Genomic DNA, 17,704 nt, shown 5'->3' with positions numbered 1-17,704 from the left:
TGACAATGCACAACTAATTTACCCTTAAGCTTTTTTTGTCCTGCTAACAAAAAAGAAGAATAAATAGGTATTATATTTTTTTAATTTATCTCGTAAGAATTTGATTGCCAGCCCCATTTGAGCTTCAACTGTTTTGACGGAAATATTTAATTTTTCAGCAATTTCGCGGTATTTTAATCCTTCCTCGCGGCTCAATCTGAAAATTTCGCGACGTTTTTCGGGCAGTTCTTCTATGCTTTTGGCAATGTCGGCGGCAAGATCAACTTCAACAAAATGATCATTAAAGTTATTTTCCTCCGATTCGGCAATCACCGTTTGAGCGTGTTGTAATTTTATATTATTATGTTTAATGTAATTCAGGCAAAGGTTTTTTACCGAACGGAACAGGTAGTTTTTTAACGACGTTTCAATTGATATATCTGCTTTACGTTCCCAAAATTTCACAAAAAAGTCTTGTACAATCTCTTCGGCCGCAACATCGTCTTCAATAATTTTTGTAGCGAAATTACACAGGTAACCGTAATACATTTTAAAGAGCTTTTCAAATGCTTTGGTATCGCCTTGCTGAATATTTTCGTAAAGTTTGTTTTCTTCGAATGAGTTCATGTACAATCAGTTCTAACGGTAGATGCTAAGGTATGAAAAAGAATCTCATTGCAAAAGATGTACATTATGTTTACGAAATTTATGTCATTTTGTGCTTTCGATTAAGCTGTTATTTTTGCTGACAATAATTATCATATAACAAGCATGGAAAAGAAAGTAAAAGCGAAGTTCCCGAAGGCATTTTGGGTAGCTAATGCGGTTGAGTTATTAGAGCGGGCTGCATATTATGGAGTGTTTATTGTCATCACACTTTATTTGTCGCGAATTTTAGGATTTAATGATTTTCAGGCAGCAATGCTGGCCGGATCGTTTTCGGCAGGACTCTACTTTTTGCCAACATTTGCCGGTGCAGTGGCCGATAAAATTGGCTTTAAAAAATCATTGCTGATCGCTTTTTCATTACTTTCCATCGGCTACTTTTCGATGGGTGTATTACCAACAATGCTTGAATCATCGGGGCTGGTAGAATACACCAAAACTACCCAGTTTAACGGGCTTCGTGAAAGTAATTTAAAGTGGATTATCGTACCGATTATGATTGTGATTATGATTGGCGGATCGTTCATTAAATCGTGTATTACCGGAACCGTAGCCCGCGAAACAACCAAAGAAACGCGTGCACAGGGCTATTCCATTTTTTATATGATGGTAAACATTGGTGCTTTCTCGGGAAAAACCATTGTAAAACCTCTTCGTGATGCTATGGGTAACGAAGGATTGGTGACACTTAACTACTTCGCCGGAGGAATCACACTTTTGGCTGTGATTTTAGTGGCTTTGTTTTATAAGGCAAGTCGTTCACACGAAGAATCAAAAAGCTTTAAACAGATTTTTGATGCATTGATAAAAGTGCTTTCAAACGCGCGATTAATTATACTTATTCTAATTATTACCGGCTTTTGGATGGTGCAACACCAGTTGTATGCAACCATGCCAAAATATGTATTGCGACTTGCAGGCGAGGGCAGTGCTATTTCGTGGTTTGCCAACGTAAATCCGCTGGTAGTTTTCCTAACGGTTGGTTTTGTTACACAAATGATGCGCAATAAAACATCGCTGTTTTCAATGACCGTTGGTATGTTTATTATGCCGGTTTCAGCACTTTGTATGGCTTCCGGGCATTTAATGGGCAGCGATCCTATTCTGGGTCTTCATCCCGTTGCTTTTATGATGATTGTGGGTATTGTTTTCCAGGGATTGGCCGAGACTTTTATTTCGCCACGTTACCTGGAGTATTTCTCGCTGCAGGCACCAAAAGGTGAAGAGGGTCTGTATCTTGGCTTTAGCCATTTGCATTCGTTCCTGTCTTCGATACTTGGTTTTGGTCTTTCGGGATGGTTGCTTACCAAATATTGTCCCGATCCGCTACTGTTTGATACACACGCCGAGTGGGAAGCTGCTTCGGTAAATGCACATTATATCTGGTTTTATTTTGTAGGAATTGCCTCTGTATCAGCTATTTCTTTGATAGTTTACGGAAAAGTAGTGAAATACATCGACCAGAAAAAAGAAATTTTGAACTAATATTTTGCTGATTCGGGTTAAATAATTAGTTTTGCACACCAATTTTCCACAAAGGAAGTTTGCCCGGGTGGCGGAATTGGTAGACGCGCTGGATTCAAAATCCAGTTCTGGCAACGGAGTGCGGGTTCGATTCCCGCCCCGGGTACAACAAAAGCCTGATATTCGATAAGAGTATCAGGCTTTTTTAATTCTTTTTCGGAATCAGATATTACTCTCCCTTAACTTTTTCAAAAAAGTGATGAAAGAATACACTTTGAAAAGCAATTGAGTTTTCCCAGTATTCCCAGGTGTGCCCACCGGGTCTGGTGGTAAAATCGTGTGGAATATTTCGCTCAAGGAGTTTTTCGTGCAGGTCGCAGTTAACCCCGTAAAAGAAGTCGCTAACACCACAATCAATGGTTATTTTAAGCGATCCGGGTGTAAGCTGATAAACAAGATTAATTACAGTGTTTTCTTCCCAATTTTCCTTGTTTTCCGCGTAAGTGCCCAATCTTTTCGAAATGTCCCAGTTGTTGGGGAACGGACGAATATCAACTCCGCCGCTCATACTTCCTGCTGCGCCATAAACATCCTGGTTTCTGAAAGCAAGATACAAAGCGCCGTGTCCTCCCATACTTAATCCGGTAATGGCACGTCCTTCGCGCGATGAAATTGTGCTAAACGAGTCGTCTACCCTGTTAACCAATTCATGTGCCACATAGGTTTCATATTTTATGCTGTTATCGATCGGGCTATCGAAATACCAGCTCGAAAAAGCGCCGTCGGGACAAACAATAATAAACTGATACAAATCGGCATAATCTTTAATTTCAGGCACGCCGTTTATCCAGTCGTTTTGATTACCACTATACCCGTGGAGCAGGTACAGAACCGGATACGAATTGTTTTCAGAATAACCTTCCGGAGTAATTACAACTGCTTCAATGTCTTTATCCATCGATTGACTATGTGTTGTCAGGTGTTGAACCCTGGCTGCTTCAGTTTGAGAAACTAAGCCGGTAATCACAATCAATAGGCTAATAGTTTTCAGAAAAAGTGTTTGTTTCATCTGTTCATAATTTTTAAGAAGGTCATAAATTTAGCTACAAATTACTTTTGTCAGGCACTATTTATGATTAAATGCTTTCATTCAAAATTTACTGAATTTTAAACATTCTCTTTCATTGTGTCGAAATAACACTAGCTTTTGGTTTTTTGGCTATCTTTCGCCACTTATTTGGATTGACTGGTTGATAAATTATAGAACGAATAGACTTAAACTAAGCAAATGAAGCGAATACTTATGTTTGTAGCATTTATGGCTGTGATGCAGTTTGTAATAGCGCAAAACGATGAAAATACTTCCACTACAAAACATTTTAACGGTTCGATTTGGGCTACAAACAATGGTATTTCTTTAATCCCGTCCTTTAACCTCGGGAAACCTGCAGTAATGTTTAACTTTTCGTTGGGTGGCGAAAAATTAAGTTTCGATCCGCAGTTTCGGTTTTCAATGGAAGGCAAACCGTGGTCGTTTATTTTGTGGTGGCGATACCAGTTCGTTAATAACGAAAAATTTCGGTTTAAGATTGGAGCACATCCTGCTTTTTCGTTTAAAGAGATCGATGTAATAAAAGATGGAGCCGAAATGGAGATTATTCGCGTTAGGCGTTATTTGGCCGGGGAACTTTCTCCAACGTTTAAATTCTCCGAAAAAATCTCGCTCACTCCGTATTGGCTTTATGCGCATGGAGTAGAGGATGATATCACCCAACACACGAATTACATTGCCTTGCAGAGTAGTTTTTCAAAACTCGCGTTATCCGATAAGTGTAACCTGAGTCTCACACCACAGGTATATTACCTGCGCATGGACGGATTGCAGGGAGTTTATGCGGCTTCGAGTTTTACCTTGGCAAAAAATGATTTTCCACTTTCAGCGTCTTTAATGATCAATCAGAAAATTGACAGCGAAATTGCCGGTGATGATTTTATCTGGAGCGCAAGCCTGATTTATTCCTTTAATAATAAGTACGATAAAAGGTAACACGCTTACGTCGCGGATGATTTTTAAGGAACTTTATTTCTGCAATTTGAAATAAAATCTTTGTTTCCTTCTTCTGAAAGATTTCTTCTCCCAATCCTGCAGTAGAATCGTTTAATGGTATAAATTCATTTATCCCGTTTTAGTCGATATTCGTCGCATATTGTTGTAAGTTTGATGAATAACTCTTAACTCGACTAAAAATAAACCATAAATAACTTACCATGAAAAAACTAATCTTTCTCATCTTAATTCTAACAGCAGGAAGTTTCTGTGTGGTTGCACAGGATTGGCCACAGTTTATGGGTCCCGATCGTAATAGCATCGTGACGGAGCAGAATTTACTTCGTACATGGCCCGAAAGTGGTCCCGAAGTGCTTTGGAGAGTTGATGTGGGTATCGGTTATGGCGGTCCGGTTGTAAAAGACGGCAAAGCTTATTTACTCGATCGCGACGATAAAACAGGTGATTTGATGCGTTGTTTTGATCTGAATTCAGGCGAAGAATTGTGGAAATTTGAATACGAATCAGCCGGTGAAGTAATGTTCCCCGGATCGCGCAGTGTTCCGATTGTTGATGATAAACATGTGTATTCCTGCGGACCATACGGACATACCTATTGCATTGATTTGGAAACCCACCAGCCGGTTTGGAGCGCTAACGTTTGGACCGATTTTAGCGGAACATTGCCTGAAGGCGGTGGCCCCGGATTTGGTGGCGGCGCCGGAAGTTTTCCAACCTGGGCAATTTCGCAGTGTCCGTTAATTTATGGCGATTTGTTAATTCTTGCTGCTCAGGCTCCTGAAGCCGGAGTGGTTGCTTACGATAAAAACTCGGGAGAGCTGAAATGGAAAACACCATCGCTGGGATTAACCGGTTATGTAAGCCCGATAATTGTAAAAATTGATGGTAACGACCATTTGGTAATGATAACAGCATCGGGAGGTGGCCGCGGCGGTGAGCCTGTGGTTCCCGGTAGCGTGGTTGGAATGGATCCGCTTTCCGGAGAAGTGATCTGGGAATTTAAAGATTGGGTATGCCGTATTCCGGTACCGAGTGCCGTTGATGCCGGCGATAACAAATTGTTGATTGCAGGAGGTTACGAGCTTGGTGCACTAATGATTCAGGTGGAAAAACAAGCCGACGGAACTTACGGTACAACAGAGCTTTTCCGTACCGAAGAATTTGGCGATCAAACTAAAACACCGCTTTTCTACGACGGGTATTTTTACGCAGAGTTCGGTACAAACAGTACGCGCGACGGCCTTACTTGTATGAATATGGACGGCGAAATTATGTGGAAAACAAAACGTGATCCGGATTTTAACAAAGGAAGTATGATTATTGCCGACGGCTTAATTCTTGCTACCGATGGAACAAATACCCTGTACTTAATCGAACCAAGTCCTGAAGCGTTTAAACCAATTGCCAAAGCTGAGATTTTGGGTAGCAATGCCGATGCCGACGAAAACGCAATGTCAACACGATTTGGTGGAAAAACCCAAAACTGGGCACCTATTGCACTCGCCGACGGAAAATTATTGATACGCGATCAAAAACAGATGTTATGTGTTCAGGTTGGTGAATAATTACGACCGGATGAGGTACGACAGCTTAATAAAAAAGCCCCGTTGTTGTTGTGTTGGCCCGTGGTTTTCGTCGAAGAAATTCAGGTCGGCATCGGTTTGCTGATACAAAGCGCCGTAACCAATGTGGCCCACTGTTCCGGGAATGTAGGTAAACGACAGCAACATATCGCCAACAAACTGTTTACTGAAGCCGTTGTATTCGCCCACACCGCGCAAAAACAGGTACTTGTTAAACTGGTAGGTTACTTTCAGGCGTTCGATGGGGTAGTTGTAGAGTTTCTCGTGGCTGTTGTCGGCCACAAAATCGTACCACGAAAGACTGGCCACCGCATTTAATTTTGGCAGTGGCTGAAAGCTGAATGTCGACGTGATTTTATTGTATTTACCCTGCTCGGGATCGGTAGAATAGTAGATTCCGTTCATACGGCGGTAAACAACATGACCTTCGAACCAGTTTCCGGCAGCACCGCCAAGCAGCACATTTACACCGCCGGTATTAAACCGTTCGCCCATAAAAATTTCGTTACTCAGCAGGTATTTTATTTTAAAAATTCCGCGCCCCTGTGTGCGCACCTGCGCCGACACAAAATTGTAGGTTTCGTTCATGCTGTAAATACGGTCGCGGGTGTAGGTGGTAAACAGCTCGAAATCGAGGCGGTTAAACACTTTGTTACCGGGGTAAATTTTAGGATTGAGTAAACCGGCCAGCTGATAAATTCCGGTTCGGGTTAAATAACCGGTTTCCACATGAAAATCGTCGTCGACGCCTTTTGCCGAAAGTTTGTAGGTCAGGTTACGGGTATCGTGCGTTAACACGAGTCCGAAACTGTTGCCGGGCGATTTTTCATCTGCGGCGATTGTCTGGCTGTGAAAGCCGTTAAACTCGAACATCGTCGATTTATTTAGGCGAACTTGCCCGTCGACTCCCAAAACACGGTTGTTGAACTCAGGCGCTTCACGACCGGTATATAAAAAGCCCAGAAAGCTTTCGTCTTTCAGGTTTCGTTTGTAGCGAAACAGCGGAAAATGGGCATATTCGTTCTTGCCATCAGCCGTTTCGGTACCCAACTCATCGGCCGAATACAAAATGTTCACTTCATCTTTTTTACCGATTTTACCGGTGAGTTTTGCCCCGGTAAGCGGATTTACGATGGTTCGGGTGTGTACCATCATTTGAATAGGATCGATAACCGAAGTTTGTGTACCTGCCACGTTAAAGCGCTCCAGCCCCTCTAAAAAGAACGGTCGTTTTTCGGGATACAACAACTGGTAGCGCAGGTTTACATCAATTTGCCCGGCATCGGCTTCCACCTGGCTAAAGTCGGGATTTAGTGTCCCGTCGAAAACAAGGTCGGAAGTAATACCATATTTTACGGTCAGGCTCGCTTCTGGTTTGCGCTGGTCTTTCACCATTTCGCCATCCTGGTTAATATCGGTGTGTTTGTACGTCACTGCAGGAAGTATTTCCCAAAGCCGGTGATAGTTAATTCCGGCATAGTTCACTCCCATAAACTGGGTTAAAAAGGCATATCCTTTTTCGGGATCCAGCTCGGGCACCGAACCGTGTGTTTTTGTGCGTGCAATGGTTCGTTCGAGGAAAAGCCCCATTTGTACGGTATCGTTTTTCGCAAAACGGATACTTTTCAGCGGGATACTCATTTCAACACTGTAACCGTCATCGTTGAGTTTACCGGCGCTGTACCACACCAAATCGATACTCGGATCTTCGGTTCCGGCAGCAAAACGCGAGTCGCCCTGAATTCCCAGCGGGTTGACATAAAAGGCGTAAAGCGATTGCTGGTCGTTGTGCGAATCGAGATTTACACAAACAAAATCGTCGTCCATTATTTGGTCGCGCGCCGAAACAGTGGCTTTTATTTTTTCGGGTTCGCTATCGTAACATTTAAAGGCGAAATACAGGTTCTCCTCGTCGTAACTTAACCAGGCTTCGGTTTTTTCGGGCATGGGTTTTTCAAAGTCGGGGATGAAAGTTATAAAGCCGGTAAATTTATTGGCACTAGTCCAGGTAGCATCATCAAGCTTTCCGTCGATAACGGGTGGCACAGTGGTTTTAACAACATTAACTTCCTGTTTGGCGGCAAAACAATGAACGGAAATAAAAATAAAAAGGACAAGGTAAATTGACTTCATGCACGATTTGGTTTTTTCAGCAGTAAATATAAGTTTTAGGCTGATTAGTCGCATAATCTGCCGGTTTATTACACTTAAATTTAAAACTGTTTATGATCTGCCAAAATCCGGATCAAATGGATCTCCATAATTCGCGAATAAACACCGCCTGATTCTTCACGAGTTTTTAGTTTAGATTTCAGAGGAAGTTATGTTTGTTTCCATCTGAACATTTAGTATAAAGGTTTGTTGTAAAGGGTGTTAATTCAAAATATGTAAAAATCAATATACTTCAATATATGTGTATTATTGCATACATGAATAGCTGAACAAACTTATAATCTATAAATAAATGGCAGTATTTAATCTAAACATCAACGGAAAGCAGCAACAGGTGGATGTTGATCCATCCACTCCGGTGCTTTGGGTACTCAGAGATCATCTTGATTTGGTTGGAACAAAATTCGGCTGTGGAATGGCACAGTGTGGCGCATGCACCATTCTTTTAGATGGTATGGCAGTGCGCTCGTGTATCACCTTTGTCGATTCGGTGGGCGACAAGGAAATCACCACAATAGAAGGACTTTCGGAAAACGGAGATCACCCGCTACAAAAAGCCTGGATTGAAGAAGATGTTCCGCAATGTGGTTACTGCCAGAGCGGACAAATTATGAATGCCGCCGGGTTGTTAAAGGTAAATCCAAATCCAAGTGATGAGGAAATTGAGGCGGCTATGCACGGTAATATTTGCCGTTGCGGTACTTATACAAGAATTAAAAAGGCGATTAAAACAGCTGCTAATTCTTAGTCTCCGCAATACATCGCGTCTTATTTCCGGATTGAACCATAACATTAAAATTACTTCACATGACAACTGTTAAAACAAAACTAAATAGACGTTCTTTCATCAGAAGTTCAGCGTTGGCCGGTGGTGGATTACTGCTGACATTTAGCTGGCTGGCCCCGGCTTGCACTACCGATTCGCCCAAACAATTAACCATGCCCGATGAATGGTATGAGTTAAATGGTTTCCTGAAAATAGGGAATAACGGGGCGGTTACCATTATGTCGCCCAACCCCGAAATTGGCCAGAATGTAAAGACATCGATGCCGATGATTGTGGCCGATGAACTGGATGTTGACTGGAAATTTGTTCTGGTTGAACAGGCACCGCTGAATACCGATATTTTTACACGCCAGCTGGCAGGAGGTAGCCAGTCTATCAGGCAAGGGTGGAACGGACTTCGAATGGCCGGAGCAACTGCCCGCAGGATGTTACGTGAGGCTGCTGCCCACGAATGGAAAGTTCCGGTTGATGAGATCACTACCGAAGCTGGAGTTTTGTATCATAAAAGCAGTGGAAAAGAAGCCGGTTACGGAGAAATGGCTTCAGCGGCAGCTGAATTGACAGTTCCTGAAGAAGTTGAATTAAAAGATATTAAGGATTTTACCATTATCGGTACGTCCCGGAAAAATGTGGATGGCCAAAAAATAGTTACCGGACAGCGTTTGTTCGGACTCGATTATAAGGCAGAAGGAATGTTGATTGCCATGATCGAACATCCGCCGGCTTTTGGAATGAAGCTAAAATCGTTTGATGCAACCGAAGCGAAAGCCATGCCCGGAATCAAGGATGTTTTTGCCATAAAAACTTTTAACGACGACTACCAGCAACAGTGGTCGGATGTTACCGCTTTTACAGAGTTGGTGGCTGTAGTTGGTAATTCAACCTGGGAAGTAATGACTGCCAAACTAATGTTAAACGTGGAGTGGGAACCGATTTCTGAGAACAATTCACAGGGTGTTCCGGTCGGTTTGGAAAGCACAGCAGATCACTATAAAAAAATGGAGGAAGCAGCTGCCAAATCAGGAAGAGAACAACGCCGCGACGGAAATCCGGAGGAAGCATTTAAAAATGCGGCTAAAATAATTGAAAGAACATATACAGCTCCTTTCCAGGCGCACAATCCAATGGAACCCATGAACTTTTTTGCCGATGTAAAAGAGGACTTTGCATTGCTGGCCGGCCCGACACAAACGCCGGAGTTTATGGAAAAAACCGTTGCTGCCCGGCTGGGATTACCACTCGAAAAAGTGGATGTGCAAATGACCCGGATGGGAGGAGGTTTCGGACGACGCCTGTATGGCCATTTTATGGTGGAAGCAGCCGTTATTTCGCAACAAATGAAAGCTCCTGTAAAGTTGATCTACTCGCGCGAAGATGACATGTCGTACGGAATTTATCGTCCGACTTACCATGCTTTATACCGTGCAGCATTGGATGCCGATAACAACCTGATTGGTTTCCATGTTCGAATGGGCGGTATCCCGGAAAGTCCGTTGCACGCCAATCGTTTTCCGGCAGGAAGCGTGGACAATTACCTTGCCGAAAGCTGGGCTGTAGAAACCAACATCAGTACCGGTGCATTTCGGGCTCCGGGTTCCAATTTTAATGCGGTAGCCGAACAGTCTTTCCTCGATGAGGTAGCCGAAGCAGCAGGAAAGGATCCGATTCAGTTTCGTCTCGATTTATTAAAACGGGCACAGGAAAATCCTGTTGGAGAACGTAACGATTACGATGCAGCCCGATACGCCGGAGTTTTGGAACAGGTTCGTGAAAAATCGGGCTGGGATACCAATTCAGGAGGTAAAAACCGTGGTGTTGCCGCGTATTTCTGTCACAATTCGTATGTGGCCAATGTGGTTGACATTGCCAACAAAGATGGAATGCCGGTAATCGAAAAAGTATATGCTTCGGTAGATTGCGGAATTGTAGTCAATCCCGATGCTGCTGTGAATATGACGGAAGGAAGTATTGTGGATGGAATCGGTCATGCGATGTACAGTGGGTTGACTTTTAGCGAAGGTCAACCTGAACAAAACAATTTCGACATGTACCGGATGATCAGGCACGGCGAGGCACCCAAAGAAATTGAAGTACATTTTGTAGAAAACAATATCGACCCAACCGGATTGGGAGAACCACCTTATCCGCCGGTAATGGGAGCGCTTGCCAATGCTTTGTATAAAGCTACCGGCGATCGTTATTATCATCAGCCATTTGTAAAAAACAGTATTGGAATATAGATCTGTTCAAACATAAAAGATGACAACTGCAAAAATAACATTCGGTAGACGTTCATTTATTAGAAATACGATACTTGCTGGTGGTGGATTGACACTTGGTTTTAGTATGTTGTCTTCATGCAATGCAAAAGCTGAAGAAGGTCTGCAAATGCCAGATGAATGGTTTGAGATAAATGCCTATTTAAAAATTGGTGAAAATGGCGTAGTAACCATAATGTCAACAAATCCTGAATTTGGTCAGGGAGTTATCACTTCTATGCCGATGGTTGTTGCCGAAGAATTGGATGTTGACTGGAAAAATGTAGTTGTTGAACAGGCTCCATTCAATACCGATATTTACGAACGCCAGTTTACCGGTGGAAGTCAGGCATTACGTCAGGGCTGGCCGGGATTACGAATGGCCGGAGCAACGGCGCGGCATATGTTAAAAGAAGCTGCTGCAAAAGCATGGAACGTTTCCGTTGCGGAGCTAACAACTGCTGCCGGAGTGATACACCACGAGCAGAGTGGTAAATCAGCAGGTTATGGCGAAATGGCTTCGGCAGCTGCACAAATTTCTGTTCCGGAAGAAGTGGAATTAAAAGAACCGAAAGACTTTACAATTGTAGGATCTTCACGTAAAAATGTTGAAGGACTAAAAATTGTAACAGGAAAACCAATGTTTGGTATGGATGTGAAAAGGGAAGGTATGTTATACGCCACCGTTGCATTTCCTCCTGCATTTGGAATGAAACTTAAGTCGTTTGATGCCACTGAGGCAAAAGCAATGCCCGGGATAAAAGATGTTTTTTCATTTAAAACTTACAACGACGATTATAAGAGAAACGGTTTCGACACCGACGCATTTACCGAGCTAATTGCCATTGTTGGTAATTCAACATGGGAAGTAATGACCGCCAAGTTGATGCTGATGGCCGAGTGGGAGCCGTTTGCTGATTACCAGTATACATCCGCAGGGTGGGGAGGAGAGACTATTGTTGATGTGCCTGCCGGGTTGGAAAGTACTGCAGATCATATCTCGAAAATGAAAGAAGCAGCTGCCAAACCTGGTCGGGTGGTTCGCAAAGACGGAAATCCGGAAGAGGCCTTTAAAAATGCAGCAAAAGTTATTGAAAGTACTTACACTGCGCCTTACCTGGCTCATTTTATGATGGAACCGATTAACTTTTTTGCTGATGTAAAAGATGATAAAGTAGTAGTTGTAGGTCCTACACAGGCTCCTGAATTTGTTGAAGGAACGATAGCTGCAAGACTGGGAATACCGGTAGAAAATATTGACGTACAAATGACCCGGATGGGTGGTGGTTTCGGACGTCGTGCGTATAACCACTATGCAACCGAGGCTGCTGTAATTTCGCAGAAAGTGAAAGCCCCGGTAAAATTGGTCTACTCGCGAGAAGATACTACCCGTTTTGGCGTTTTTCGTCCAACATATCATGTAAAGTATCGCGCAGCCCTCGATGAAAATAATAACCTGATTGCTTTTCACGCAAAAGCCGGTGGAATACCTGAAAGCCCGTTACATGCCAACCGTTTCCCGGCAGGTGCGGTTGATAATTACCTGGCTGAAGAATGGTCGATAAACTCCAACATAACCATTGGAGCATTTCGTGCTCCCCGGTCAAATTTTATTGGCCCGGCAGAACAAATGTTTTTGGATGAAGTGGCCGAAGCAGCAGGAAAGGATCCGATACAATTCCGTCTCGACTTATTAAAACGTGCACAGGAAAATCCGGTTGGCGAACGTAATGACTACGATGCAGCCCGTTATGCTGGTGTTCTCGAACTGGTTCGCGATAAATCAGGCTGGGGAAAAGAATCATCGGATAAAAAGCGCGGTGTGGCAGCCTATTTTTGCCATAATAGTTACGCTGCCCACGTAATTGATGTGGTTATGAAAGATGGTGAGCCGAAAGTGGAGAATGTGGTTTCGGCAATGGATTGTGGAATTGTGGTAAATCCTGATGCCGCAAAAAATATGGTAGAAGGAGCTGTCGTTGATGGTATAGGAAATGCCTTGTATGGCGAGATGACATTTGTAAACGGAGAACCGCAACACGAAAACTTCGATAGCTACCGTATGATTCGATACAAGGAAGCCCCGGACAATATTGATGTTCATTTTGTGAAAAACGAAATTGCTCCAACAGGATTGGGTGAACCTCCGTTTCCACCTGCATTTGCTGCATTAGGAAATGCGCTTTACAAAGCCACCGGAGAGCGCTATTACCATCAGCCATTTGTCAAAAACACTTTTGGGTAGTAGCTGACTTAATAGTATTGTCCACTAATTCCACGAATATCAATTCGATACCCCGGCCCCAAAGGGTGCGAATTGATTGTCACTGCTCCCTTTAGGGTTGGGGTGTTCAGGGAGAATCAATTTGCGAACGGGTTGTATAACAAGGAATTCATAAATCAAATTCTAAGAAATTAGTGAAATTCGAGATATTGTGGACTTTTAACAGAATCATTTTTTGAGATAAACAGAGTAGGAATTTTAAAACCGAAACACATTAAACCGGTTATCGCGGATATTAAAAACCAATAGTTTTCCGCTGAGTACCTCTCCGTAACCTGTGACTATTTTAATGATTTCATTGGCTTGTAATGTTCCGGTAATTCCGGGTAAAACACCTAAAAGGCCAATGTCATCTTCCTTGTAAATACCGTCTTTTGGGGTGGTCGGAAACAGATTGGTATAAACAGGACCGTTCTGATAATTAAATACGCTGATTTGCCCCTCGTAATTGAGGACCGAAGCAAAAGCCAGCGGTTTGTTAAGACTTGCCGATTTTAAACCGATCAGCTGGCGGGTTTTATAATTGTCGGTGCAGTCGGCAATCACATCATATTGCTGAAAAAGGTCTTCAGCATTGGTTTCATCCAACCTGGTATCAAATGGCTGAATCTCAATTTCCGGATACAAAGCTTTCATTTTTTGAGCAGCGATCTCCACCTTTTTTTGCCCCACTTCAATTGAGGTATAAAGAATTTGCCGTTGCAGGTTCGATGTGCTTACCACATCGTCATCAACAATGCCAATACTACCTATTCCGGCAGCTGCCAGGTAGACGAGCAACGGACTTCCCAATCCACCGGCACCAATTACCAGCACGTGCGCATTTTTCAGTTTTAGCTGGCCGGTAAGGCCAATTTCCGATAAGGATAAATGACGCGTAAACCGTATCCGGTCTTCATTATTCAGCTCTTTCATAATTGTGATGATGATGGTGGTGATGGTTATCGTCGGTAACACAATCGCAGTTTTGGCCCCATTCGCTGGTGCCGTCAGCAAAAAACTCGTGCTTCCAGATGGGCACTTCATTTTTCACGCGGTCGATGATGTAACGGTTCGCTTCGTATGCTTCTTTTCGGTGGCCGGAACCGGTGATTACCACAACCGCACAACCACTGATTTCAACACGGCCAACTCGATGAACACAAGCTGCCTGATTGAGATTAAAACGCGATTTGGCTTCTTCCAATATCTCACCGATCATTTTATTTGCCATAGGCTCGTAAGCTTCATATTCCAGATGCGTCACGGCTCGGCCTCTGTTGTTATCGCGAACCTCGCCGCTGAACAGTACCACTGCACCACTTTGCGGGTGCCTGAAATCATCAAACAGGTCGCTATAATTAATCGCTGTATTTTGAATGTGCTTCATATCGTTTGATTTATCCTCCGCTTGATGGTGGAATTAAAAACAATGTTGTTTGGTCTTTTATCGTGTCGTTTAAGGGCACAAATTCTTCGTTAACGGCAATCCTGCAGCTGGCCAGTACTTCTTTTGCTTCCGGGTTTAATTCCCCCAGTTGTTCAAGCAAGCCGGCATAACTTTCTCCCGACGCCACTTCAACGCTGGTTTCGTCGCCAAAGAACTTTTTTAGTCCCGCAAAGCATACAATCTTTCTATTCATTTTAGCCTCCTATATTTCTCATTGATAATTCGCTACCATGGAATTTTACCGCTTGTTTAAGCAGTAGTAATCCTTTTAGCTTTTCAGTTAGCAGTTGATCGTTATCGATAAACGGCATCAGTTTTTCGCCATGTGCATTACTCAGGCAACCAAAAAAGTAGCCGTTGCTGTCTAATCGTAAGCGGTTGCAGTCGTGGCAAAAGGGTGTCGACTCGTTAGCGATTATTCCAAAAACTCCACCCTTCGAGGTGCGCCAGTAATGTGCGGTTGAAGCCTGTTCTCGCTTAATTTTTTCAATCTCGTATTTTTCCTGAATCGTTGAAAGTATTTCCTTTTCCGGAAAGAAAAGCCCGTTCTCAGAATGGTATAAATGCCCCATTTTCATCAACTCCAGGTAGCGGATTTTTACTCCCAAATCTGTTGCATAATCAAGCAGCGGAACAATTTGTGAATCATTTTTCCCTCGCATGATAACAGCGTTCAGTTTAATATTCAATCCGGCATTTACTGCTGCTTCAATTCCCTGGAATACTCTCGATGTATCCGCCCGGCGAATAATTTTTCCAAAGGTTTTGTTGTCGATGGCATCCACCGAAATGTTGATTGATTTAACACCGGCACTCACCAGTTTTTCCGCATTTTCTTTTAGAAAAAAGGCATTGGTGGTCAGGCGAATATCGTTGATGCCAAGTTTTTTAATGTTTTCAATAAGCGGGTAAAGATCGGAGTAAAGCAATGGTTCGCCACCGGTAAAGCGAACACTTTTTAGCTTCGTTAAGCGGTGCACCGCCTGAATTGACTGCGTAAATTCTTCTACTGAAATTGGCTTATCAGCGCCGTTTTGATCGAGTTGAAAGTCTGTGTTTTTTTCAAACTCATTATCAACGCAATAAACGCACGAAAAATTACACGAGTTAAGCAGACTTATTCTCAGCTTTTCAAACCTTCTGCCCAGCTTATCTTCAATTTTCAACATGCTTAATTAACTAAAAAACTACTGATTTGTTCAGCTAATTCATACTATTAGGTATTTTGATTACAGCTATCTGAGCTAAGCCGAAAATTTATCCATTTCGATAGGACGTTTTATTGAACAGTATTAATCCTTTTCTTGTTATAGTGTTGGTTTATAAATATTTGATGTATTTTTATTTAGGCGAATCAAAATTTGCCTAACGAAACTAACCTTTAAAAAGTTCAAAAATGACGCACGAGCTGAAACTACTGTTCAACACTCTTAAAACATGGCAGCAACAGGGAAAAAAAGCTGTATTTGTTTCGGTGGTCGATCTGGATGGTTCTTCATACCGCCGGCCCGGTGTTCGGATGCTTATTCGTGAGGATGGCGAATATGCCGGAGCAGTAAGTGGCGGCTGTGTTGAAAATGAAATTGAACGCCAGGCGCAAAGTGTTTTTCGGACCAATAAACCAAAAGTTATTACTTACGATGGTCGTTACCGAATAGGTTGCGAAGGCGTTATTCATATTTTAATAGAACCGGCTTTTTTATCCGATGAACTTTTGGAGGCATTTGAAAATCAATTGGAGAACCGTAAGTCCTTTCAAATGGATTCGTTCTTTTATTCAGAAGTGGGAGAGTACGATGATGTAGGTTCGGTACTTCGTATTAATGGCACTGATTATTCGCTAAATCCCAATTTTAATGGTAATGAAACTGGAAGTCAAAAGTGTTTCTCACAAACTTTCGAACCTTTATTCCAGCTGTATATTTTTGGAGCAGAACATGATGCTGTTCAGCTAAGTCAGGCCGGGAAATTGCTGGGGTGGGAGGTAACAGTAGTAGCTTCTCCGGAAGAATCGAAATCGTGTGATTATTTTCCCGGAGCAGTATCATTAATCACCCCGTCGTTTGATGCTATCGACACGTCAGCCATTGATGAACAAACCGCAGTGGTTTTAATGACACACAGCTTTAATAAGGATGTTCAGTATTTAATGGCTTTAAAGGATATCAATCCGGCCTACATTGGTTTGCTGGGTTCTGTTAACCGAAGGGAGCGAGTAATATCGATGTTACTGGAACAGGTTCCTGATCTTTCGCTGGAGTTTATTGAGCAGATTCATGGTCCGGCAGGGATAAACATTGGAGCTGAAAATGCAGCTGAAATATCCGTTTCTATTCTGGCAGAAATTTTAACTGTGGTAAGGAAACAAAAGCCCGTGGCTTTACGCGAAAAAGTGGGTGCGATTCATGAATAATATTCCAATATTATTGTTGGCAGCAGGTGCTTCCTCAAGAATGGGGCAGCCAAAACCTTTATTGCCCTGGGGCGAAGAAACACTAATCGAACACCAAATAAAAACCTTATCAGCGACAGGGAATCCGGTGGTAGTAGTTTTAGGAAATCAGGCTGAAAGTATTATTCCCTTCATTAAAGATTTACCCGTAAAATTCACTATAAACGAAAGCTGGGAGCAGGGCATGGGAACTTCTATTGCAGCAGGAGTTAAATTCGTAGAACAACAGTTTCCTGAGAGTAAAGGTGTGTTGATTACTTTAATCGACCAGCCGTTGATTACAACTGCACATTTAAACGATTTGATGTTGAATTTCGAGCAGGACAAACAACAGATTATCGTGTCGGAAGCTGATTCAGGCTGGCAGGGAGTTCCGGTATTATTCGATCGATTTTACTTCGATGAACTCTCAAAACTGGGTGGATCAAAAGGTGCAAAAACAATCTTCCGGAATTTCACGCAACATGTAAAAGCTTTACGGTGTGGTGAAATTCCGGAAGATATGGATACGCCCGAAAGTTATCAGCGATTACTTAACCGGGTAAAAAATTCGTAATCGATT

The 17,704-nt window shown here is 42.8% G+C and carries 15 protein-coding genes and 1 tRNA gene; 9 read left to right on the top strand and 7 right to left on the bottom strand.

The features are described 5' to 3' along the window. Positions 1-24: 24 nt before the first annotated feature. Positions 25-606, bottom strand: coding sequence for an RNA polymerase sigma-70 factor (locus tag SLH46_RS01305; RefSeq protein WP_320279329.1), 582 nt, complete (start codon positions 604-606; stop codon positions 25-27). 144 nt (positions 607-750) lie between these two features. Between SLH46_RS01305 and SLH46_RS01300 the strand changes: the two genes are divergently transcribed. After that, entirely contained in the window at positions 751-2,130 is a 1,380-nt protein-coding gene (locus tag SLH46_RS01300) for an MFS transporter (RefSeq protein WP_320279328.1), read from the top strand. Between the two features lie 61 nt (positions 2,131-2,191). Then, positions 2,192-2,275, top strand: a tRNA-Leu gene (locus tag SLH46_RS01295). Positions 2,276-2,338: 63 nt separating this feature from the next. On the opposite strand, the gene SLH46_RS01290 is transcribed toward SLH46_RS01295, so the two are convergent. After that, a complete protein-coding gene (locus tag SLH46_RS01290; protein ID WP_320279327.1) occupies positions 2,339-3,178 on the bottom strand; it encodes an alpha/beta hydrolase in 840 nt (279 codons plus the stop codon). Between the two features lie 219 nt (positions 3,179-3,397). On the opposite strand from SLH46_RS01290, the gene SLH46_RS01285 reads away from it, so the two are divergent. Next, positions 3,398-4,156 carry a hypothetical protein gene (locus tag SLH46_RS01285; RefSeq protein WP_320279326.1) on the top strand — a complete coding sequence of 253 codons (759 nt, stop codon included), beginning with the start codon at positions 3,398-3,400 and terminating at the stop codon, positions 4,154-4,156. A 221-nt stretch (positions 4,157-4,377) separates the two neighbouring features. Beyond that, positions 4,378-5,742, top strand: coding sequence for an outer membrane protein assembly factor BamB family protein (locus tag SLH46_RS01280; RefSeq protein WP_320279325.1), 1,365 nt, complete (start codon positions 4,378-4,380; stop codon positions 5,740-5,742). Here SLH46_RS01280 and SLH46_RS01275 read toward each other — a convergent pair whose 3' ends face one another. After that, complete coding sequence (locus SLH46_RS01275) at positions 5,743-7,893, bottom strand: carbohydrate binding family 9 domain-containing protein (protein ID WP_320279324.1); 2,151 nt, start codon at positions 7,891-7,893, stop codon at positions 5,743-5,745. It abuts the gene before it with no gap. A 331-nt stretch (positions 7,894-8,224) separates the two neighbouring features. On the opposite strand from SLH46_RS01275, the gene SLH46_RS01270 reads away from it, so the two are divergent. The 3 genes from SLH46_RS01270 to SLH46_RS01260 are packed head-to-tail and all read left to right on the top strand — an operon-like array spanning position 8,225 to position 13,222. Next, a complete protein-coding gene (locus SLH46_RS01270) occupies positions 8,225-8,680 on the top strand; it encodes a (2Fe-2S)-binding protein (RefSeq protein WP_320279323.1) in 456 nt (151 codons plus the stop codon). 59 nt (positions 8,681-8,739) lie between these two features. Next, the gene (locus SLH46_RS01265; RefSeq protein ID WP_320279322.1) at positions 8,740-10,959 is read left to right on the top strand and encodes a xanthine dehydrogenase family protein molybdopterin-binding subunit; all 2,220 of its coding nucleotides are present in this window, start codon (positions 8,740-8,742) and stop codon (positions 10,957-10,959) included. A 19-nt stretch (positions 10,960-10,978) separates the two neighbouring features. Next, positions 10,979-13,222, top strand: a complete 2,244-nt coding sequence (locus tag SLH46_RS01260) for a xanthine dehydrogenase family protein molybdopterin-binding subunit (RefSeq protein WP_320279321.1) — start codon at positions 10,979-10,981, stop codon at positions 13,220-13,222. Positions 13,223-13,459: 237 nt separating this feature from the next. Here SLH46_RS01260 and SLH46_RS01255 read toward each other — a convergent pair whose 3' ends face one another. From SLH46_RS01255 to SLH46_RS01240, 4 genes are read right to left on the bottom strand one after another with little or no spacing between them, the layout of a single operon-like run. Next, a complete protein-coding gene (locus tag SLH46_RS01255) occupies positions 13,460-14,218 on the bottom strand; it encodes a HesA/MoeB/ThiF family protein (protein ID WP_320279320.1) in 759 nt (252 codons plus the stop codon). Next, complete coding sequence (locus tag SLH46_RS01250) at positions 14,160-14,630, bottom strand: molybdenum cofactor biosynthesis protein MoaE (protein WP_320279319.1); 471 nt, start codon at positions 14,628-14,630, stop codon at positions 14,160-14,162. Before SLH46_RS01250 ends, SLH46_RS01255 begins: the two co-directional genes overlap by 59 nt. Positions 14,631-14,640: 10 nt before the next feature. After that, positions 14,641-14,883 (bottom strand): MoaD/ThiS family protein, encoded by a 243-nt coding sequence (locus tag SLH46_RS01245; protein WP_320279318.1) that lies wholly within the window; start codon positions 14,881-14,883, stop codon positions 14,641-14,643. A 1-nt stretch (position 14,884) separates the two neighbouring features. Further along, entirely contained in the window at positions 14,885-15,859 is a 975-nt protein-coding gene (locus SLH46_RS01240) for a GTP 3',8-cyclase MoaA (protein ID WP_320279317.1), read from the bottom strand. Between the two features lie 227 nt (positions 15,860-16,086). On the opposite strand from SLH46_RS01240, the gene SLH46_RS01235 reads away from it, so the two are divergent. Together SLH46_RS01235 and SLH46_RS01230 are read left to right on the top strand one after the other, a co-directional pair. After that, entirely contained in the window at positions 16,087-17,103 is a 1,017-nt protein-coding gene (locus SLH46_RS01235) for an XdhC family protein (protein ID WP_320279316.1), read from the top strand. Next, on the top strand, positions 17,096-17,698 hold the full coding sequence (locus SLH46_RS01230; protein ID WP_320279315.1) for a nucleotidyltransferase family protein: 603 nt from the start codon (positions 17,096-17,098) through the stop codon (positions 17,696-17,698). Before SLH46_RS01235 ends, SLH46_RS01230 begins: the two co-directional genes overlap by 8 nt. The last annotated feature ends 6 nt before the right edge of the window (positions 17,699-17,704 follow it).

Source organism: Draconibacterium sp. IB214405, assembly GCF_033963885.1.
Lineage (GTDB): Bacteria > Bacteroidota > Bacteroidia > Bacteroidales > Prolixibacteraceae > Draconibacterium.
This window is presented reverse-complemented; position numbering and strand designations above follow the sequence as displayed.